Consider the following 19,815-nt stretch of genomic DNA (forward strand, 5'->3'; position numbering starts at 1 on the left):
GTGCGGGAACCCTGGGTGGCACTGAGGCGTGCGAAGAAGGGGCGCAAGCTTTCGCGCGGTGACGAGGCGGCAGGAAGCCGCCACGCAGGAGGGTGTGTGTACGGCCTAGCGTAACTCAGCGCCTGTCCAGCACCCGCGCCAATGCAAAGGTTGCCACCACGGCCAGCACCACGGCGGCCGCGATCGCCGGTACGGTGCCCAATGCCACGATCGAAGCTTTCACCGCCAGGTAGAAACCGAGCACCCCCACCGCCCCGATCGCATTGCCGCGCACGATCGCCCCCAGTTCCTGATGCCCACCCTGAACATGGGCGAACACCGCCAGTGGCCAGGCAATCACCGGGATCGGAGCCAGCAAGCCACTGGCCACTGGCCCCAGCCACTGGGCACTGGCTGTAATCGCCAGGAGCAGAAGCGTTGCCGTCAGCATGCGCATCGGGATCACCCAACGCGGCAAGGGCACAATGTTCGCGGCGCTGCCCTGCGCCTTGGGCGAAGTCACCACGATGATCACGGTGAGCAATAGCAGGGTCACAGCGACCGACAGTGCCACCCAGGCCAGCCGGCTGATCACGAACGCTGTTGCCGCGTAAACCGCCAGGGCCATGAGGCAGCCGGCAAATGCACCAACGCGTCGGGTCACCAGAAAGTAGAACAGGTAGGTGGCCTGCACGGCGGCCAACCCCGCCAACGCGCCAGGCACTGCCTGCAAGGCAAAGCCTGGGCCTTGCTCGAGGCTGAGGAAGAGCATGACCAGCGCCGAGGTGACTGGCAGCCCGGAAAGCAAGCCACCGATTTTGCTGCCCCAGCGTTTGGAAGCCAGCGAGATGACCAGCATCAGCGTGGGGGTGATAAGAAACTTGAGGTAGAAGGCAGTCATGGGAATATAAGGCGCATCACAGGTTTTAGGGGGGCCTGGCGCGTCTGGCACGCCCTGCATGGCGCGGCCCATGTTAGTTGAACCCGCCGCCGTTCAAGCAGGTTTTTTACGCCTTTGCCTTGGCCACTGGCCGGGTCTTTCAGCGCCTGCTCAATGCCAGGCGCGCAGCGAACAACACGAAGACCAACCCTGTCGCGCGGTCCATCCACTGGATGACCGGCCCACGGCGCAGCACACCTGCCAGCGACTGCGTGGCGCCGATCAGCAGCATGGCCCAGGCCAGGCCCAACACCACGTGGATGCCCACCAGGGCAAATGTCCAGGCCACCAGAGGTTGGCCCGGCGGAATGAACTGCGGCAGGAAAGAGACGTAGAAAATCCCCACCTTGGGGTTCAGCAGGTTGCCCATCATGCCTTTGAAAAACCAGTTGGCCTCTGCCCGGCTAACGTTCGCCGCCGGCCCCAGCGCCTGCCGGGGCCGCACCAGCATGTTCGCGCCAAGCCATGCCAGATAGACAGCGCCACAGTACTTGAGCACGTCGTAGGCCAGCGCCGACACCGCAATCAACGCCCCAAGCCCGAAGGCCACTGCAGCGCCCCAGAGCAGGCAACCGGCGTTGATCCCCAATGCGGCGCGCAACCCTTGCCGACGCCCTTCCACAGTGCAGGTTCTGAGGATCAGGGCGGTATCGAGGCCAGGGGTAATGGTCAATAACGTGGCGGCAAGGGTGAACGCGAGCAGATTGTCGGCAAAGGGCATGGCAGCTGGCCTGCAGGGGTGTGGCTGGAGGTTAGCATAGCGCTAGGCGCACACAGCATGGGTTGCGTTATAAATATGGATATGCGTATATATGCATATTCATATGTAGAGGCACCCCCATGATCACCCCTCCTGAAGTGTTCAAGAGCCTGGCAGACGAAACACGCACCCGTGCCGCGTTGCTGATCGCCAGCCAAGGCGAGCTGTGTGTCTGTGAACTGATGTGCGCGCTGGATGACAGCCAGCCAAAAATCAGCCGACACCTGGCCCAACTGCGCACCAGCGGGTTGCTGCTGGATCGGCGCCAGGGCCAGTGGGTCTATTACCGCCTCAACCCGGCACTGCCGGCCTGGGTGGGCGAAATCCTCCAGGTGACGTTGAAGGCCAATGCCCAATGGCTGCAGCAGGACTGCGCACGCTTGCGCAACATGGACGGGCGCCCGGTCCGAGAAACCACCTGCTGCTGAACTGATCGAGCGAGCCCCGTATGCTGCCTGCCCTTGCTGTCTTTGTTTTCACGCTCACGCTGGTCATCTGGCAACCGAAAGGTCTTGGCGTCGGCTGGAGCGCGGCGCTGGGGGCGATCATCGCACTGGCCATAGGCGTGGTCTCCTTCTCCGATATTGCGACAGTCTGGGCGATCGTCTGGAACGCCACGGCTACCTTCATCGCAATCATCGTCATCAGCTTGCTGCTCGATGAGGCCGGCTTCTTCGAATGGGCTGCGCTGCACGTCGCCCGCTGGGCCAATGGCTGCGGTTATCGCCTCTACGCGTTCTGCGTGCTTCTGGGTGCGGCGGTTTGCGCCCTGTTCGCCAACGATGGCGCCGCATTGATCCTCACGCCCATCGTCATGTCGATGCTGATCGCACTGCGTTTTTCGCCAGCGGCCACCTTGGCGTTCGTGATGGGCGCAGGGTTCATCGCCGACACGGCCAGCTTGCCACTGGTTGTGTCGAACTTGGTCAACATCGTTTCCACCGATTACTTCAAAATTGGCTTTGCCGAGTATGCATCGGTGATGGTGCCGGTAAACCTTGCCAGCGTTGCCGCCACCTTGCTGGTGCTGTTCCTGTTCTTCCGACGCGACCTGCCTAGGCACTATGCGCTCGAAGCGTTGCCCCAACCGCAGACGGTCATCCGCGACCACGCAACGTTCAGGGCTGGAGGATGGACACTGTTGGCGCTGCTGCTGGGCCTGTTCGCGCTGGAGCCACTGGGTGTTCCGATCAGCGCGGTGGCAGCAGCCTGCGCAGTGCTGCTGTTTACCGTGGCTGCCCGAGGCCATCGGATTTCCACGCGCCGTGTGCTGCGCGAGGCGCCCTGGCACGTGGTGGTCTTTTCCCTGGGCATGTACCTGGTGGTTTACGGCCTGAAAAATGCCGGCCTGACAGACCTGCTCACCCGTGTGCTCGACCCGTTGGCTGCGCAGGGCGTGTGGGGCGCCGCCATCGGCACCGGCCTGCTCTCGGCCTTTCTGTCGTCGGTAATGAACAACATGCCCAGCGTACTGCTCGGTGCGTTGTCGATCCAGGCAAGCGCAGCCGAGGGCCTGGTGCGGGAGGCCATGATCTATGCAAACGTCATTGGCTGCGACCTGGGCCCGAAACTCACGCCCATCGGCAGCCTGGCGACGTTGTTGTGGTTACACGTACTGACGCGCAAGGGCCTGCGCATCACCTGGGGTTACTACTTCAAGGTTGGCAGCCTGCTGACCCTGCCCGTTCTGCTGATCACCCTTTGTGCTCTGGCACTGCGCCTGAGCCTTTGAAGCCGCTCAATGGCGGCAGGAGTTATCGATGCGAGTCCTGTTCATGTGCACGGCCAACAGTTGCCGCAGCATCCTGTCGGAGGCCATGTTCAACCACCTGGCACCGGCAGGCTTCGAAGCGGTCAGTGCTGGCAGCTTTCCCAAGGGCCAGGTGTTGCCGCGCAGCCTCACCACCTTGCAGCAGGCGGGAATTGCCATCGAGGGCTTGAGCAGCAAAGGGAACGAAGCCTTCGCCCACAACCCGCCAGACCTGGTCATCACTGTCTGCGACAAAGCAGCCGGTGAAGCCTGCCCGGTGTATTTCGGCCCGGCGCTGAAAGCGCACTGGGGCCTTGCCGACCCGTCCGAGGTCGTCGGTGACGAGGTGCGGATCAACGAAGCGTTCGTCGCCACGCTGCAACGCATCGAAGCACGCTGCACCGCATTCTTCGCGCTGGCGTTCGACAAACTCGACCGCGCGCACCTCAAGCACGAGGTGGACCGCATCGGCTCACTCTGAACAGGAATATTCCCATGCACGAGCAATTGCCCAACCTCGACCTGTCCCTGTTCACGCAGGCCTCCCCCCTTACCGGCGGCAGCAGCCATAAGCCACGCATCCTGCTGCTGTATGGCTCGACGCGCGAGCGTTCGTTCAGCCGCCTGCTGGTGGAGGAAGCCGCCCGTCTGCTTGAACACTTCGGTGCCGAAACCCGCGTATTCGACCCCTCCGGCCTGCCCCTGCCCGACGATGTGCCTGTGGAGCACCCCAAAGTCCAGGCGCTACGCGACCTGGTCGAGTGGTCGGAAGGACAGGTCTGGTGTTCACCCGAGCGCCACGGCGCAATGTCTGCGGTGTTCAAGGCGCAACTCGACTGGATACCGCTGGCCCTCGGCGCCGTTCGCCCTACCCAAGGCAAAACCTTGGCGGTGATGCAGGTGTGCGGTGGCTCGCAATCGTTCAATGTGGTCAACCAGTTGCGCGTGCTCGGCCGCTGGATGCGGATGTTCACTATCCCCAACCAGTCTTCCGTGCCCAAGGCCTACCTGGAATTCGATGAGGCCGGCCGCATGAAACCCTCGGCCTACTATGACCGGGTGGTCGATGTCATGGAAGAGCTGGTGAAGTTCACGCTGCTGTTGCGCGATCGCAAGGACGTCCTGGTGGACCGCTATTCAGAACGCAAGGAAAGCGCCGAGCAATTGTCCGACCGGGTCAATCAAGGCGCCATCTGAGGCCGCCCTACAGCTCGCGCAGCGCCAGGCAGGCCGGTTTTGTTAATGCTGAGCTAACCAAATTCCCTTAGACTTGCCCGCATGATCCGCCTCTTGCGCCTGTTCACGGTATTGCTGCTGGCTATTGCGCTTCCCCTGAGCGGGATGGCGGGGGTCGACTCACCCATCGAACCGTGCCCGATGCAGGCCCAGGGCATGGCCATGATGGCAGGCATGCAACACGACTGCTGCCAGGACGAGGACTCGGGCAAGTCCTCCTCCCATCACCACACCAAGGCCTGCAAACCGGGCCAGGAATGCAAGACCGCCAGCACCTTGCAAGTCAGCCCCGGCAACCCGGTATTGGCTTTCGTCACGCCCCGTCCCTCGGACACCTACGCCCACAGCCTGCTGTCTCGGGCACCGCCGGACCGTTGGCGCCCTCCCCGCACCTGATTCCCGCCTGAACCTCACTTCATCGCCCTGCCCCTGCGGCCAGGCGATGGCATGCGCCTGTGCGCTGGTTTTTTCGAGGAATCCTCTTCATGACCCCTCAGGGTTTCAAACCCGGGCGGCCGCTTGTGGCCGCCCTGCTGACCCTGCTGCCGCTATTGCCGGCGCAGGCAGCTTCGCTTTCCCTGGACGAGGCGCTGCAACTGGCCGAGCGCAACGCCCCTTCCCTTCAGGCTCGCCAGGAGCAACTGTCGGCGGCGCGCAGCGCGGTTGTGCCCGCAGGCGAACTGCCCGATCCACGGCTTAACCTCGGCGTACAGAACCTGCCCGTGGAGGGCAGCGATCGCTGGAGCAGCAACCGCGATTTCATGACCATGCAGGTGGTCGGGCTCGCCCAGGAGGTGCCCAACCATGACAAGCGCGAGGCTCGCGTGCACACCGCACAAGCAGCAGCAGAACGCGCAGACGCCGAAGCCGTTCTGGAGGGCCTCAACGTACGGGCAGCCACGGCACAAGCCTGGATCGCGGCCTACACCGTGCAACGAAAACTTCAGGCATTCGACGCGCTCTATGGCGAAAACCGGTTGTTAGCGTCCGCAATAAAGGCCCGGCTCGCCGGCGGTGGCGGAACGTCAGCCGATGCCCTTGCCCCCCGCCAGGAAGCTGCGCAACTGGATGAACAGAAGGACCAACTGCTGAGCCAGCAGGCCCAAGCCCGGGCAGCGCTGCAGCGCTGGACCGGGCAGGCAGCCGATGCACAGGCCTCCGCCTTTCCGCAATGGTCGGTGGATGCAGGGAAGTATGTGCATACGCTGCATGAGCATCCGCAGTTGGTGGCGTACGGGGCCATGACCAGAGAAGCGCAGGCGCAGGTCGAACAGGCGCTGGCCGAGAAGAAGTCGGACTGGGGCTGGCAGGTGGACTACCAGCGTCGTGGGCCGGCGTTCAGCAACATGGTCAGTGTGCAGTTCAGTTTCCAGTTGCCCCTGTTCACCGGCTCACGACAAGACCCCATGATCGCCGCGCGGCGTGCCCAAGTGCGGCAGCTCGAAGACGAGCAGGAAGCGGCGCTGCGTGAGCATGGCGCACAGCTGGCAACGGACCTGGCGGAGTACCAGCGTCTGCAGCGCGCCGTTTCTCGCAGCCACCAGACCCTGCTGCCGTTGGCAGAAGACCGCGTGCGCCTGGCGCTCGCCGACTACCGTGCCGGTAAGTCGACGCTCAGTGACTTAATCGCCATGCGGCAACAGCGGGTGCAAGCCCGGCTGAAGGATATCGACCTACAAGGGCAATTGGCAGCAACGGCAGCCCGCTTGCACTTCGTTTACGGCGAGGTGCGGGCATGAAACAGACCACGATCGGGCTGATCACGGCGCTGGCACTGGCCGTGGGCGCTGGCGCTGGCTACTGGCTGGCGCCGCAGCCCCACACCGAGCCAACGCCGGACACAGGTGCCCAGAAAGCGCTGTACTGGTATGACCCGATGTTCCCGCAGCAACACTTCCCGGCCCCAGGCAAGTCACCGTTCATGGACATGCAACTGGTGCCCAAATACGCCGATGGCAGTACTGAACAAGCACAGCCTGCGGTACAAATCGCACCCGGCGTGCAGCAGAACCTGGGCGTACGCTTGGCGACCGTGACCCAGGGCAAACTCGAGCGTTCATTACAGGTGAGCGGCGCGTTGACCTTTGACGAGCGCGATTTCAGCGTGCTGCAGGCGCGTACCGGAGGTTTTGTCGAGCGCACCTACGGGCGCGCCACAGGGGACCGGGTGGCCAAGGGCGCCCCGCTGGCCGATGTGCTGGCGCCGGAATGGGCAGGGCTGCAGGAAGAGTATCTGGCGCTACGGCATACGGGCGATGCACAACTGCTAGCGGCAGCGCGCCAGCGCCTGGTGTTGGCGGGCATGCCTGCCAGCTTGATAGACCAGGTAGGCCGCAGCGGCAGGGTGCAGAATCTGATTACGCTGGTGGCACCGAGCGCCGGCGTGATCCAGGCGCTCGAGGTACGCCCGGGCATGACCGTGACGCCAGGCATGACGCTGGCACGGATCAACGGCGTGGCGGCTGTCTGGCTCGAAGCTGCCGTGCCGGAAGCCCAAGCCCAAGGGCTGCGCGAGGGGCAACAGGTGCAAGCACGACTCCCGGCGTTTGCCGGTGAGACGGTGTCGGGAACGCTGACCGCCCTGCTCGCCGATGCCGACCTGCAAAGCCGCACCCTGCGCCTGCGCATCGAGCTGCCCAACCGTGAGGGCCGACTGCGCCCAGGGATGAGCGCACAGGTCACCTTGCACCCGGCGGACAACGCCGACGCCAGCCTGCTGCTACCCGCCGAAGCCGTTATCCGCACCGGCAAGCGTGACCTGGTGATGCTGGCCGAAGCGCAAGGTCGCTTCCGCCCGGTGGAGGTCGTTGTGGGCCAGGAGAGCGGCGGCAAGGTCGCCATTGTGCAAGGGCTGCAGGCAGGCCAGCGCGTCGTGGCGTCGGCGCAGTTCCTGATCGACTCCGAAGCCAGCCTCAGGGGCATAGAGGCGACCACCGCCGCAGAGGGCCAGCCATGATTGCCAAACTGATTCGCTGGTCGGTGGGCAACCGCATCCTGGTGCTGCTTGCCACCCTGTTCCTGGTAGCGTGGGGCGTGTTCGCTCTGCGCAGCCTGCCCATCGACGCACTACCCGACCTGTCGGATGTGCAGGTGATCATTCGCACCGCCTACCCGGGGCAGGCACCCCAGATCGTCGAAAACCAGGTCACCTACCCGCTGACCACCACCATGCTCTCGGTACCGGGCGCCAAGACCGTACGCGGTTTCTCCGCCTATGGTGACAGCTTCGTCTATGTGTTGTTCGAAGACGGCACCGACCCCTATTGGGCACGTTCACGGGTATTGGAGTACCTGAGCCAGGCGCAGTCACGCTTGCCGGCGTCGGCCCGACCGGTGCTCGGCCCGGATGCCACCGGGGTGGGCTGGGTCTACCAGTACGCCCTGGTCGACCGCACTGGCGGGCATGACCTGGCACAGTTGCGCAGCCTGCAGGACTGGTTCCTGCGCTTCGAGCTCAAGACACTGCCGGATGTGGCCGAGGTAGCGAGCATCGGTGGCATGGTCAAGGCGTATCAGGTGGTACTCGACCCCCTGCGCATGGCCAGCTTCGGGATCACCCAGCGCGACGTGTCGCAGGCCATCGGCCAGGCCAATCAGGAAACCGGCGGCGGTGTGCTGGAGCAGGCCGAGGCACAGTTCATGGTACGGGCGTCGGGCTACCTGAAGACCTTGGACGATTTCCGCGCCATCCCCCTGCGCATGGCCAGCAATGGCGCACCGGTAACGCTGGGCGATGTGGCCACTGTGCAGCTCGGGCCAGCGGCGCGCCAGGGTATCGGTGAGCTGGATGGCGAAGGTGAAGCCGTGGGCGGCGTGGTGATCCTGCGCAACGGCAAAAACGCACGAGAGGCCATCGCCCGCGTCAAGGACAAGCTCGACACCCTGAAAAAAAGCCTGCCTGCCGGGGTCGACCTGGTGACCACCTATGACCGCAGCCAATTGATCGACCGCGCCGTGACCAACCTCAGCCACAAGCTGATCGAGGAGTTCATCGTGGTCGCGCTGGTGTGCCTGGCGTTTCTCTGGCACCTGCGCTCGTCGCTGGTGGCGATCGTCTCGCTGCCGGTGGGGGTATTGGTTGCGCTGATTGTCATGCGCCACCAGGGCATCAACGCCAATATCATGTCGCTGGGCGGCATCGCCATCGCCATTGGGGCCATGGTCGATGCCGCCGTGGTGATGATCGAGAACGCCCACAAGCGCGTGGAGGCCTGGCACGCGCGCAACCCGGGCAAGGTGCTGAAGGGTGAACAACACTGGCAGGTCATGACCGAAGCGGCGGTCGAGGTGGGGCCTGCACTGTTCTTCAGCCTGATGATCATTACCCTGTCGTTCGTCCCGGTGTTCACCCTGCAGGCCCAGGAAGGGCGGCTGTTCGCCCCGCTGGCGTTCACCAAGACCTACGCCATGGCCGGTGCGGCAGGGCTTGCCGTCACGCTAGTGCCGGTACTGATGGGCTACTGGATTCGCGGGCCGCTACCGTCTGAGCAACGCAACCCGCTCAACCGTGGACTGATTCGGCTGTATCGGCCGGCCCTGGACGCCGTGTTGCGCCACCCGTGGGTGACGCTGCTGGGTGCGCTGGCGATCTTGCTCAGTAGCCTGTGGCCACTGAGCCAGCTAGGCGGGGAATTCCTGCCACCGCTGGACGAAGGTGACCTGCTGTACATGCCCTCGGCGCTGCCTGGGCTGTCGGTGCAAAAGGCTTCGGAGCTGTTGCAGCGCACCGACCGGCTGATCCGTACCGTACCCGAGGTCGCCAGCGTGTTCGGCAAGGCCGGCCGCGCCGACTCGGCTACCGACCCCGCGCCGCTGGAGATGTTCGAGACCACGGTGCGGCTCAAACCGAAGGCGCAGTGGCGCCCGGGCATGACCAGCGAAAAACTGATCGAGCTGCTCGACCGTACCGTGCGCGTGCCGGGCCTGACCAATATCTGGATCCCGCCCATCCGCAACCGTATCGACATGCTCGCCACCGGCATCAAGAGCCCGATCGGGGTCAAGGTTGCCGGCAGTGACCTGGCACAGATCGACCGTGTCACGCTGGCGATCGAGCAGGCGGCCAAGGGTGTGCCCGGTGTAACTTCGGCGCTGGCCGAGCGCTTGACCGGGGGCCGTTATGTCGACCTCGACATCGACCGCCAGGCAGCGGCGCGCTATGGCCTCAACATCGCCGACGTGCAGGCCATCGTCGCCGGCGCCATTGGCGGCGAAACCGTCGGCGAAACGGTGGAAGGCCTGGCGCGCTACCCGATCAACGTGCGCTACCCGCGCGAATGGCGCGATTCGGCCGAGGCCCTGCGCCAACTGCCGATCTATACCGCGCAAGGCAGCCAGATCACCCTTGGCACCGTGGCCCAGGTACGCATCACCCAAGGCCCACCGATGCTCAAGAGCGAGAACGCCCGCCCTTCCGGCTGGGTTTACATTGACGTGCGCGGGCGCGACCTGTCGTCAGTGGTGGCCGATTTGCGCCAGGCAGTGGAGCACCAGGTGAAACTTGCCCCAGGCATGAGCCTGAGCTACTCCGGGCAATTCGAGTACCTGGAGCGGGCCAACGCACGGTTGGCGTGGGTGGTCCCGGCAACCCTGGCAATCATCTTCGTGCTGCTGTACCTGGCGTTCGGCCGCCTGGGCGAGGCGCTGCTGATCATGGCCACGTTACCGTTCGCCCTCACTGGCGCGGTGTGGCTGCTGTACCTGGCGGGTTTCAACCTGTCGGTCGCCACCGGCGTCGGCTTCATCGCCCTGGCCGGGGTGGCAGCGGAGTTCGGTGTGATCATGCTGCTCTACCTCAATAACGCCTGGGACGACCGCCAGCGCAGCGGCGAACGCACGCCAGCAGCCTTGCTGGCGGCGATTCGCGAGGGTGCAGTGCAACGTATCCGGCCCAAGGCGATGACCGTGACGGTCATCGTCGCGGGGCTATTGCCGATTCTTTGGAGCAGCGGTACCGGCAGCGAGGTGATGAGCCGCATCGCCGTGCCGATGGTGGGCGGCATGCTCACCGCGCCCCTGCTCTCTCTGTTCGTGATTCCCGCAGCGTACTGGCTAACCCGGCGCCGCGATCTTGCAGCACCCCATGACCCCAAGACTGGAGAAACCCAATGAGACACCTCTACCTCAGCGCAGCCATGCTTCTCACCCTTGCCACAGGCGCGCAAGCCCAGGACAGCATGGCTGACATGGCCATGGAGGGCATGAACATGCCCACCCACCAGGCCGCCCCCAGCGCGCACGCCGAAGGAACGATCAAGGCACTGGATGAACAGAGCGGCAAGGTGACCTTGGCCCATGGGCCGGTCGCCGCGCTGCAGTGGCCGGCGATGACCATGGGCTTTCAAGCGACCCCGGCACAGCTGCAAGGCTTGCAACCAGGCGACCACGTCAGTTTCGACTTCCGCATGGACGGGAGCACGGCGCGGATCGTGAATATCGGCAAACCGTAAAACGTTGATGTGGGCGCCCCTGCCAGCCTAGGCAGGGGCGCCCACACGGCTCAACTCGTCTGACGGCGCATGGCCAGAATCGCTGCGCCAAAGCCGATGAAGGTGGTGCCCACCAACCGGCTCACCCAGCGCGCCAGCGCAGGCCGGGTCAACACACCTTTGGCCCGAGCGGCGGCGGCCGCGTAAAGGCTCAGGGACGTCAGCGACAAGGCCACGAAGATCCCGGTAAGGGTCAGGAACTGCGGTAGCAGCGCGGCACTCTGGTCGATGAACTGCGGAAATAGCGCAGTGAAGAACATTGTGGCCTTGGGGTTGGTGACAGCCGTGAGAAATGCCGACTTGTACAGCTTCAGCGCAGTGGGCTTGCCGCCACCGGCCTGTGCGCCATCCATCAGGCAAGCAGCGAGTGCGGATCCATGTGACAGGCTCGTGAGCAATACGGAGCCGGCATCTTACACCGTGGCAGCGGGTGGGCCTTCCTTTAGTGCTCGCAAGAAGCGCTTGGCTCAGCAGCAGCCTCGGCAGCCAGCTTCAACCGGTCGGCTTTGCAGATGTACTTGGGCTTGCTTTTAGGTGCCAGCTTGGCGCTGGCCTTTTTGGCGTGTGCCTGCAGCAACTGCTTGATTTTCTTGCGACGATTCATTGGTTCACCTGGTGGGCAGGATTAGGGAGGGTGCCATGGCTCAATCGCCGCCCTGGCGCTTGGCGTTCTTCTTGACGATTGCCTTCATCCGGGTGGCCGCGCGTTGCACGGTAGCCATCTTTTCCGGGCGCTTCATACCGCGCCACTTGCGGATTTCTTCCCGGGTGCGGCCACAGCTCACGCACAGCTCGCTGTTGAGCTGGCACAGCGAAACGCAGGGGTTGTCGATGTCTTTGGCCATGGGCTGCTCCGGTTGCGGGCGCGGATGATAGCGCACGCCGGACAGAATCGCTGCATATCACGTTTCACGGCGCGCATGAACACCCGACCGGAGTGTTCATGCGCGAAGCGTCGAGCCAGGTATCAGGCAAGCCTGGCCCTGCGCGCTACCCTGCCCCTCATTGCTCCTGGCGGGTCGCGCACACCACGATTTCACGGACGCAAACCGATTGTGGCTGGGCATAGGCGAAGCCAATCACTTCAGCAATGGTCTCGGCAGCAAGCACTCCGCCCATCTCCTGCTTCCAGTCGTTGTAACCCTCCTTGATGGCATAGTCGGTGGTGTGGCTCAGCAGTTCGGTGTCGACAGCGCCCGGCTCGATGGTGATCACCCGCACATTGCTCGGCGACAGCTCCTGGCGCAGGTTTTCGGAAAGCCCGGTGACAGCGAACTTGGTGCCGACGTACACGACGTGGTTGGGGAAGGTCTTGCGCCCGGCCACCGAGCCTACGTTGATGATGGTGCCGTGCTTGCGCTCGACCATGCCGCTGGTCACGGCAAAAATCCCATTGAGCAGGCCACGGACGTTGACGTCGAGCATGCGGTCCCACTGGCTTGGGTCCTGGGTGGCGATACTGCCCAGCAGCATCACGCCAGCGTTGTTGATGATCGCATCCACCGGGCCGAAGCGTTCTTCGGCCTGGGCCACCGCCGCAACCAGTGCCTCACGGTCGGTGATATCGACGGCCAGCGCCAGGGTGTTCGGCAGGCCGAGTTGCACCATCTTCTCCAGGCGGCGGGACAGCAGAAGCAGAGCATGCCCGCGCTGGGACAGCAGTTTGGCGGTCGCCAGGCCAATGCCAGAGCTGGCTCCGGTGATGACTACCAGCGGTTTATGAGTGCTTGTCATTGCGAGGGTCCTGTGATTCAAAAGGCCTATGGTTAAGCAGCAAAGCGATTATAGAAGCCCGCTGTCACGGCGAAAAATGGGATATTCTTTTGGCTGCCATCGGTACAACTTATGGGTAAGTCAATGGATCATCGTCAACTCAGGGCCTTCATCGCGGTATTCGAGGAGCGCAACATCACCGCTGCCGCCCGCTCGATCCACCTGAGCCAACCTGCGCTTTCAGGCAGTATCAAGGCGCTTGAAGAAGCGCTCGGCACCACCTTGTTCGTGCGCAAGGCCCGGGGCGTCGAGGTGACCGACGATGCCCGCACGCTGTACCCCGAAGCCCAGCGCATGGTCGCGGACGCGGCGCGTTTGGTGACTCGCTTCAAACACGACCGCGTACGCGAGCCCCTGCAGATTGGCGTCGAGCATGACGTCGGGGCGTCGGTGATCAGAAAGGTCGTGCTGGCGGCGGCGGCGATCCAGCCGGCGATCCGTCTGCACCTGGCCACCGGGTGCCTGGGGGTGGCCAGGCTGGCCAGCGAAGACCAACGGTGCGAGGACGAGCTGTTCCTGCCGCTGCACAGCGACCCGTTCGTCCTCGCCCTGCCCTTTGCTGCAGGTGACCCGCGGGTTGAGGAAACACGCTGGATCACCTGCCCCAGCCATGGCAGCCACCAGCGCCTGCTGCCGCTCTACGGCAGTGCAGGCGATGCGCCAGCGGGCGAGGCCGAAACCTTTGCCCTGGCGCTGGCCATGGTCGCCGCACAGATGGGCACCGCGATCGTGCCTCAGTCACTGGCCGCAGAACACCCTGGGGTGCGCATGCAAGCCTTGCCGCAACTGGACCTGCGCCGGCGCATTGGCCTGTGCTACAGCGCCCAGGCGCTCGAAATCGACAGCCTCGGCCAATTGCGCGATGCGCTGCAAGGCGATCACCGCTAATACAGCCCTGGCCGGGCGTGATCTCGCCCGGCCCTGCGGCTGTGCCCGCCCAGACTTTTTTCACATCCGCTTCACTCCAGCGCCACAACCACAACGCTAAGGTGCCGCCAGTTTCGGGGGGCCGACCTTTTCGGCCTTACCCGCTCAGCCTTGGAGTGGCCGCATGCTGGAACATGTCATTCACGTTCACCCGCGCCCTGTGCGTGCCTGGCGCCGGCGCCTACCCAGGCCCTTGCTGCTGGGCGTGCTGCTGGCGCTGCTGGCATTCGGCCTCTGGCATGCCTCTGGCACCCAGGTGGCAAACCTGGGCACGGTGCAGCGCATGCAGGCCAGCGGTGTCTATTCCGCCTGGGCCAAAGGCGAAGTAATAGTGCTGGTGCGCCATGCCGAGCGCTGCGACCGCTCCAGTCACCCCTGCCTGAACGACCCCGCCGGCATCACCCTGGAAGGCAGCCAGGCAGCCGCGGGCGTGGGCGATGGCATCCGTGACCTGGGGTTGGACGCGGCCGATATCCTCAGCAGCCCGGAAGTTCGCACCCGGCAGACCGCGTCGTACGTCTTCGGCAGGGCTGTCGAGACGCAAGACTGGCTGATGAGGTGCGACGGCACTTTCGCCGATGCCGCATTGGCGCACAAGCGCGCTGGCCACAACCTGGTGCTGGTGACCCACAGTGGTTGCATCGACCAGTTCGAGCGGCAACTGGACGTACCGGGTGGCGAGCGCGACAGCGGCTATGCCAGTGCGCTGTTCGTCGCCAAAGGCCCAACGGGGCATCCCCGAATACTCGGGCAACTGAATGCCAATCAATGGCGCAAACTTGTCAGCCGTACTGGGGAATAACCATGCCAGGCCCTTCACGGACCACGTTTTACGTCAACAACCTGCTGCTGCCCCTGCTGCTGGCGGTCATGGTGTTCCTGCTGTTCGACCTCACCGAGCTGGATCGCTGGATCAGCAACCTGCTGCTCGACCCGGCCACCGGCCGATTCCCGCTGTTGCATGTGCAGTGGTTCGAGACACTGACCCACAAGTGGCCGCGCATCCTGCCGGACTGGACCGGTGAGCTGGCGGTGATCGGCACGTTACTGTCGTTTGTGTGGCCACGCCTGGCCGCCCGTCCCGAGGCAGGGATTACCCGGCTACTGCACAAAGCCAGGCTCAGCCCGTTGTTGCGCTTGACGCATCGGCACCGCCGCGACTTGCTGTTCATCGTGGTCGCCTTCGCCCTGAGCACCACCGTGATCCACTACCTGAAAAGCCACACCAGCGTGTACTGCCCGGTTGAAACCACACTGTACGGTGGCAACCAGTTGCGCATGGAGTGGTATGAAAACTTCACCTGGCTGAGCAAGGCCGGTGACGGCCGCTGCTGGCCAGGCGGTCACGCTTCCAGCGGCTTCACCTTGCTCGCCCTGTACTTCGTAGCCTTGCGCCACCGCTGGCCGCACGCTCGCAAGCTGCTGGTGGCCATCCTGCTGATCGGTTTTGTCTTCGGCACTACCCGAGTGCTCCAGGGCTGGCACTACATGTCTCATACCTTCTGGGCCGGGATTTTCGTCTGGTTGACGACCTGGACCACCGCCCTGCTGTTCTATGGCCGGCCAGCCCTGCAACCGACATTGCACCAGGCCAGAGACAACCTGCCCGTGGATGCCTATGCTTGAGCTTTCCCACTGCGCTGGAGGGTGCGATGGCAAGCCGCGAAGCTGCCTTGCTGCAAAGCTGGCAATACAACGCGCAGGCCTGGATCGATGCTGTTCGCGGCGGAGCCATCGAAAGCCGTCAGCAGGTCACCAACCAGGCAATCCTGTTGGCCGTGCTTGGCCGCCAGCCTGATCGGGTGCTGGACCTGGGGTGTGGCGAGGGTTGGCTGCTGCGGATGCTGGCTGACCGGGGCATCGACGCCCACGGCGTGGATGGCGATGCCGCGTTGGTCGAAGCCGCGCGGGCCGCAGGCTCGGCGCACGTGTACCAGGCCAGCTATGAGCAATTGGCCACGGGCGTAGTGGACATCGGTACGGGCTATGACCTGATCTGCGCCAACTTTGCCTTGCTGCAGCAGGACATCATTGCGCTGCTGGCGGCCATGAAGGCTCTGCTGGTGCCCGGCGGCGCACTGGTGATCCAGACCCTGCACCCCTGGAGCGTGGCCGATGGGGACTACCAGGATGGCTGGCGCGAGGAGTCGTTCGCCGGGTTTACCGGGCAGTGGCAGCCGATGCCGTGGTACTTCCGCACCTTGGCCAGTTGGTTCAATGCGCTGGACATGGCCGGCTTCAGGCTGGTGAGCCTGCAAGAGCCACAACATCCGCAGCAGGCGGTGCCGCAGTCGTTGCTGCTGGTGGCGGAATAAACCGTTTACTTGCGCCAACCTTCTGGCCTGGCAGCCCGCATAGGCGCGACCCGGGCAATCAGCGTCGGTAATCGGGGCGCAAGCGCCGCCTGCCCGGCTAGCGCTGCGCTGTGTGCTGCTCTGGCGGCGGGGTCAGTTGCAGCACACGGTTGCGGCCACCTTCGGCCAACAGGTAACCGCCCTTGCCGTCGGGCACGATCGACTGCGGCGCCTTGAGGAAGGTCAGCACAGTGTGCTGCGAGCCATCGGCATCGACGCGCAGCAGGCGGGCGCGGTGGGTATTGTCTTCGCTGATCCACAGGCCACGCTGATCACACATCAGGAACGTCGGGTTGCGCAGGCCTTCCACTACCACCGGGTCATTACCGTCGTCAGCCAGCGCACGCACCTTGCCGGTGCGCTTCTCGGTGTACAGCAGGCGACCATCCGTGCAACGCGCCAGCCCCTCGGTTTCGGTCAGGCCCGAGCGCAGCACTTCAAGCCGGCCGCTGGTCCACTGGTAACGCATCAGCCGGCCATTGCCCTTGCGGTCTTCGATGGCGTACAGGTAATCACCATCGTTCCAGAGCCCCTGCACGCTATCGCCGTCGAACAGGTGCGACACCTGGCCATCGCGGGACAGGCTGACCGGTGCCAGCCCGCCCTCCTGGCTGAACACCCAGCCGCCCTGGGCCGCGACCATACCGTCGGGCTTGGACAGCTTGTCGATCAGTACCACACGGTCCCCCGAGGCAGTGATCTTGAGGATGCTGCCACGGCCATCATCCAGTTCGCGGCTGACCAACAGGCTGCCATCAGCCTGGGGTAGCAGCGACGCGGCCTTGGCCACATCCCGGTGCAGCACCTCGACCGCCCAGCCATCGCTGGCCTGGACGGGATAAAAACTCTGCCAGGCGAAAAAGCCCAAGGTAGCGCTGAGTAGTGCGGCAGTGGTGGTCAGGGCGATACGGGTGCCGCGCTGGCGCAAAATGGGCATGAAAGACTGGCTCCTCGAGAATGCGAGCGATCCTAGCAAGGCAATGTGAAAAAAATGTCAATCGGCGTTGTTCCTCGCGTAAAAGCCGGCCAGCACAGGTAAATCCACTGCATTGGATTGCCCCGTAAAAATCACAAAATGATATAAAAAGAACAAAACAATCTAACCAAATGGAATTAAAAAATTGAAAGCCAAACGCAGTCTCCTTACGCTGGGGGCACCGTTTATCCCCCTGTTCAAGGATCGCTCCCATGCCCGCCCGTGCCTTCTCTCCCTTGCGCCGCCTGCTGGTCGGCGGCCTGCTGGCAACCGTCGCCAGCGCCCTGCTGCCCTGGTCCAACGCCATTGCCGATGAGGCAAATACCCTGCGGATCGGTTACCAGAAATTCAACAGCATCAATATCCTCAAGAGCAGCGGTGCTCTGGAAAAGGCCCTGGCCCCCCAAGGGGTGAAAGTCAGCTGGTATGAATTCGCCGCCGGCCCACAACTGCTCGAAGCACTGAGTACCGGCGCCATCGACTTGGGCCATGCCGCCGACGCGCCGTCGGTCTTCGCCCAGGCAGCCGGCAAACCGGTGGTGTACCTTGCCGCCGAACAGCCCTACCCGCGTGGCATCGGCCTGGTGGTCCGTGAACAGGATCACCTCGCCGGCGTACAGGACCTCAAAGGCAAGCGCGTGGCGACGGGCCGTGGCTGGAACGCCCAGTACCTGTTGGCCGTAGCCCTCGAACAAGCCGGCCTGACCTACCAGGACATCACCCCCGCCTACGTGAACAACGCCGCCGATGCGGTGGCCGCCCTGCAGTCGGGCAGCGTGCAGGCCGCGACCCTGTGGGACCCGTTCCTTGCCGCCGCAGAAAGCCAACCTGGCCTGAAGAACCTGCGCGATGGCAGCGGCCTGTCCAACAACCGCACCTTCTACCTGTCTACCGCCAGCTTCGCCGACCAGCACAGAGACGTGCTCAAGACCTTCTTCGCCGAGCTGGGCAAGGTCAGCCAGTGGGCCAACGCCAAGCCCGCTGAAGTGGCAGCACTGCTGGCACCGCAACTGGGCATCAACGCCAATGTGCTGGAAGTGGCCAGCGAACGGCGCAACTACAACGCCGTGGCCATCACCCCGCAGATCGTCGCGGAGCAGCAGAAACTGGCTGACACCTTCCAGGGCCTGGGCTTGATCCCGCATAAGCTGCAGGTGGCCGATGCGGTTTACCCGGCTTCCGTGCTGCCTTGAACGGAGATGACGTGATGCCCCGCCACATCCGTTTCAACGCCTTCAGCATGAACGCCGCGAGCCACCAGTCGCCTGGGCTGTGGCGTCACCCGCGCAACACCAGCGTGGCCTTCAACCGCCTGGATTACTGGACCGACCTTGCGCGTCTGCTCGAGCGCGGCCTGTTCGACGCGCTGTTCATCGCCGATGTGCTGGGCATCTATGACGTCTACCAGGGTGGGCCCGATGCCGCCCTGCGCGGCGGCGTGCAGGTGCCGGTCAATGACCCGCTGCTGCTGGTGCCGGCCATGGCCGGCGTCACCGAGCATCTAGGCTTTGGCGTGACCTTCTCGCTGACCTACGAACACCCCTACCCCTTCGCCCGGCGCATGTCCACGCTCGACCACCTGAGCAACGGCCGGGTAGGCTGGAACATCGTTACCGGCTACCTGGACAGCGCCGCGCGCAACCTGGGCCTGGCCCGTCAACTGGGGCACGACCAGCGCTACGACCTGGCTGAGGAATACCTGCAGGTGCTGTACAAACTGTGGGAAAAAAGCTGGGACGACGATGCCGTGCTGCTCGAACGGGACACCGGCCGCTACATCGAACCCTCGAAAGTGCATGCCATTGGCCACGCCGGCGAGCACTTCCAGGTACCCGGCATGCACCTGTGCCAACCCTCACCGCAGCGCACCCCGGTACTGTTCCAGGCCGGCGCCTCGGCGCGCGGCCAGCAGTTTGCCGCCCGGCATGCCGAATGTGTGTTCATCAGCGGGCCAACACCGACGGTGCTGCGCCGCTACGCCGACGGCATTCGTCAGGCCAGCGAGGTGGCCGGGCGCGGCAGTGATGACGTGCTGATCTACGCCCAGGCCCTGCTGATCGTCGCGTCCACCACCGAAGAGGCCCAGGCGCGTTTTGCCGATTACCGTCGCCATGTGGACCTGGATGCCGCCCTCGCCCTGCTCTCGGGCTGGACGGGGATCGACTTCGCTGGCCTCGACCCGGACACCCACATCGAGTACGTGGAAAACGATGCTGGCCGCGCCGCGTTGGCCGCCTTCACCGCCGCCGACCCCAACCGGCGCTGGACAGTGCGCGAAGCCGCCGAGTTCATCGGCCTTGGCGGGCGTGGCCCGGTGCTGGTGGGTAACCCCAGTGAAATCGCAGATCAGTTGGAGCACTGGCTCGATCAGACCGGGATCGACGGTTTCAACCTCACCTATGCGGTGCAACCGGATGACCTGGCCAATGTGGTTGAGCTGCTGGTACCGGAGTTGCAACGCCGCGGCCGCTACCCGCTGGGCTACACCGAGGGCACCCTGCGCCACAAGCTGTTTGGCCAGGGCGATCGCTTGCCCGACGACCACGCCGGGCGCCAGGTTAGCATTCAGTAAGCAAATACCGGGTATTTCAACATTTAATTTGTGGATGCCGCGGACTGGCCCCTATGCTGT

21 protein-coding genes and 1 pseudogene are annotated in these 19,815 nt (G+C 64.2%); 15 read left to right on the forward strand and 7 right to left on the reverse strand.

Features of this window, described 5'->3' with window-relative positions:
• Positions 1-115: 115 nt before the first annotated feature.
• Positions 116-880 (reverse strand): hypothetical protein, encoded by a 765-nt coding sequence (locus APH34_RS02730; RefSeq protein WP_054899636.1) that lies wholly within the window; start codon positions 878-880, stop codon positions 116-118.
• Between the two features lie 139 nt (positions 881-1,019).
• On the reverse strand, positions 1,020-1,640 hold the full coding sequence (locus APH34_RS02735) for a LysE family translocator (protein WP_054899637.1): 621 nt from the start codon (positions 1,638-1,640) through the stop codon (positions 1,020-1,022).
• A 119-nt stretch (positions 1,641-1,759) separates the two neighbouring features.
• On the opposite strand from APH34_RS02735, the gene APH34_RS02740 reads away from it, so the two are divergent.
• From APH34_RS02740 to APH34_RS02780, 9 genes and pseudogenes are all read left to right on the forward strand, one after another.
• Positions 1,760-2,107, forward strand: coding sequence for a metalloregulator ArsR/SmtB family transcription factor (locus tag APH34_RS02740; RefSeq protein ID WP_054899638.1), 348 nt, complete (start codon positions 1,760-1,762; stop codon positions 2,105-2,107).
• A 20-nt stretch (positions 2,108-2,127) separates the two neighbouring features.
• Positions 2,128-3,411 carry an arsenic transporter gene (locus APH34_RS02745; RefSeq protein ID WP_054899639.1) on the forward strand — a complete coding sequence of 428 codons (1,284 nt, stop codon included), beginning with the start codon at positions 2,128-2,130 and terminating at the stop codon, positions 3,409-3,411.
• Positions 3,412-3,439: 28 nt separating this feature from the next.
• Complete coding sequence (locus tag APH34_RS02750) at positions 3,440-3,910, forward strand: arsenate reductase ArsC (RefSeq protein WP_054899640.1); 471 nt, start codon at positions 3,440-3,442, stop codon at positions 3,908-3,910.
• A 14-nt stretch (positions 3,911-3,924) separates the two neighbouring features.
• Complete coding sequence (gene arsH, locus APH34_RS02755; protein ID WP_054899641.1) at positions 3,925-4,626, forward strand: arsenical resistance protein ArsH; 702 nt, start codon at positions 3,925-3,927, stop codon at positions 4,624-4,626.
• A gap of 81 nt (positions 4,627-4,707) precedes the next feature.
• Complete coding sequence (locus APH34_RS02760; protein WP_054899642.1) at positions 4,708-5,061, forward strand: hypothetical protein; 354 nt, start codon at positions 4,708-4,710, stop codon at positions 5,059-5,061.
• 89 nt (positions 5,062-5,150) lie between these two features.
• Positions 5,151-6,404 carry a TolC family protein gene (locus APH34_RS02765; RefSeq protein WP_054899643.1) on the forward strand — a complete coding sequence of 418 codons (1,254 nt, stop codon included), beginning with the start codon at positions 5,151-5,153 and terminating at the stop codon, positions 6,402-6,404.
• Positions 6,401-7,609: pseudogene (locus APH34_RS02770) on the forward strand (efflux RND transporter periplasmic adaptor subunit); the annotation flags it as partial. The gene APH34_RS02765 and the pseudogene APH34_RS02770, both read left to right, overlap by 4 nt.
• An 8-nt stretch (positions 7,610-7,617) precedes the next feature.
• The gene (locus APH34_RS02775; RefSeq protein WP_054899842.1) at positions 7,618-10,776 is read left to right on the forward strand and encodes an efflux RND transporter permease subunit; all 3,159 of its coding nucleotides are present in this window, start codon (positions 7,618-7,620) and stop codon (positions 10,774-10,776) included.
• Positions 10,773-11,114, forward strand: a complete 342-nt coding sequence (locus tag APH34_RS02780) for a copper-binding protein (RefSeq protein ID WP_054899644.1) — start codon at positions 10,773-10,775, stop codon at positions 11,112-11,114. Before APH34_RS02775 ends, APH34_RS02780 begins: the two co-directional genes overlap by 4 nt.
• A gap of 50 nt (positions 11,115-11,164) precedes the next feature.
• Here APH34_RS02780 and APH34_RS02785 read toward each other — a convergent pair whose 3' ends face one another.
• The 4 genes from APH34_RS02785 to APH34_RS02795 all read right to left on the reverse strand — a co-directional run bounded on the left by APH34_RS02785 (position 11,165) and on the right by APH34_RS02795 (position 12,887).
• Positions 11,165-11,551, reverse strand: coding sequence for a LysE family translocator (locus APH34_RS02785; protein WP_371263289.1), 387 nt, complete (start codon positions 11,549-11,551; stop codon positions 11,165-11,167).
• 44 nt (positions 11,552-11,595) lie between these two features.
• Positions 11,596-11,757, reverse strand: coding sequence for a DUF2986 domain-containing protein (locus APH34_RS28520; RefSeq protein WP_082422711.1), 162 nt, complete (start codon positions 11,755-11,757; stop codon positions 11,596-11,598).
• Positions 11,758-11,797: 40 nt separating this feature from the next.
• On the reverse strand, positions 11,798-11,998 hold the full coding sequence (locus APH34_RS02790) for a DUF1289 domain-containing protein (protein ID WP_054899645.1): 201 nt from the start codon (positions 11,996-11,998) through the stop codon (positions 11,798-11,800).
• 157 nt (positions 11,999-12,155) lie between these two features.
• A complete protein-coding gene (locus APH34_RS02795; RefSeq protein WP_054899646.1) occupies positions 12,156-12,887 on the reverse strand; it encodes an SDR family oxidoreductase in 732 nt (243 codons plus the stop codon).
• A gap of 123 nt (positions 12,888-13,010) precedes the next feature.
• On the opposite strand from APH34_RS02795, the gene APH34_RS02800 reads away from it, so the two are divergent.
• From APH34_RS02800 to APH34_RS02815, 4 genes are all read left to right on the forward strand, one after another.
• A complete protein-coding gene (locus APH34_RS02800; RefSeq protein ID WP_054899647.1) occupies positions 13,011-13,814 on the forward strand; it encodes a LysR family transcriptional regulator in 804 nt (267 codons plus the stop codon).
• A gap of 163 nt (positions 13,815-13,977) precedes the next feature.
• Positions 13,978-14,655 (forward strand): histidine phosphatase family protein, encoded by a 678-nt coding sequence (locus APH34_RS02805; protein WP_054899648.1) that lies wholly within the window; start codon positions 13,978-13,980, stop codon positions 14,653-14,655.
• A 2-nt stretch (positions 14,656-14,657) separates the two neighbouring features.
• Entirely contained in the window at positions 14,658-15,479 is an 822-nt protein-coding gene (locus APH34_RS02810; protein ID WP_054899649.1) for a phosphatase PAP2 family protein, read from the forward strand.
• A 26-nt stretch (positions 15,480-15,505) separates the two neighbouring features.
• Complete coding sequence (locus APH34_RS02815; RefSeq protein ID WP_054899650.1) at positions 15,506-16,168, forward strand: bifunctional 2-polyprenyl-6-hydroxyphenol methylase/3-demethylubiquinol 3-O-methyltransferase UbiG; 663 nt, start codon at positions 15,506-15,508, stop codon at positions 16,166-16,168.
• 97 nt (positions 16,169-16,265) lie between these two features.
• On the opposite strand, the gene APH34_RS02820 is transcribed toward APH34_RS02815, so the two are convergent.
• Positions 16,266-17,144 carry a hypothetical protein gene (locus tag APH34_RS02820; protein WP_054899651.1) on the reverse strand — a complete coding sequence of 293 codons (879 nt, stop codon included), beginning with the start codon at positions 17,142-17,144 and terminating at the stop codon, positions 16,266-16,268.
• A 251-nt stretch (positions 17,145-17,395) separates the two neighbouring features.
• On the opposite strand from APH34_RS02820, the gene APH34_RS02825 reads away from it, so the two are divergent.
• Positions 17,396-18,376: an aliphatic sulfonate ABC transporter substrate-binding protein gene (locus tag APH34_RS02825; protein WP_054899652.1), complete on the forward strand. Its 981-nt coding sequence runs from the start codon at positions 17,396-17,398 to the stop codon at positions 18,374-18,376.
• Between the two features lie 14 nt (positions 18,377-18,390).
• Positions 18,391-19,755, forward strand: coding sequence for an LLM class flavin-dependent oxidoreductase (locus APH34_RS02830; RefSeq protein WP_054899653.1), 1,365 nt, complete (start codon positions 18,391-18,393; stop codon positions 19,753-19,755).
• The last annotated feature ends 60 nt before the right edge of the window (positions 19,756-19,815 follow it).

The organism is Pseudomonas sp. NBRC 111131 (assembly GCF_001320525.1).
In the GTDB taxonomy this organism is placed as follows: domain Bacteria; phylum Pseudomonadota; class Gammaproteobacteria; order Pseudomonadales; family Pseudomonadaceae; genus Aquipseudomonas; species Aquipseudomonas ceruminis.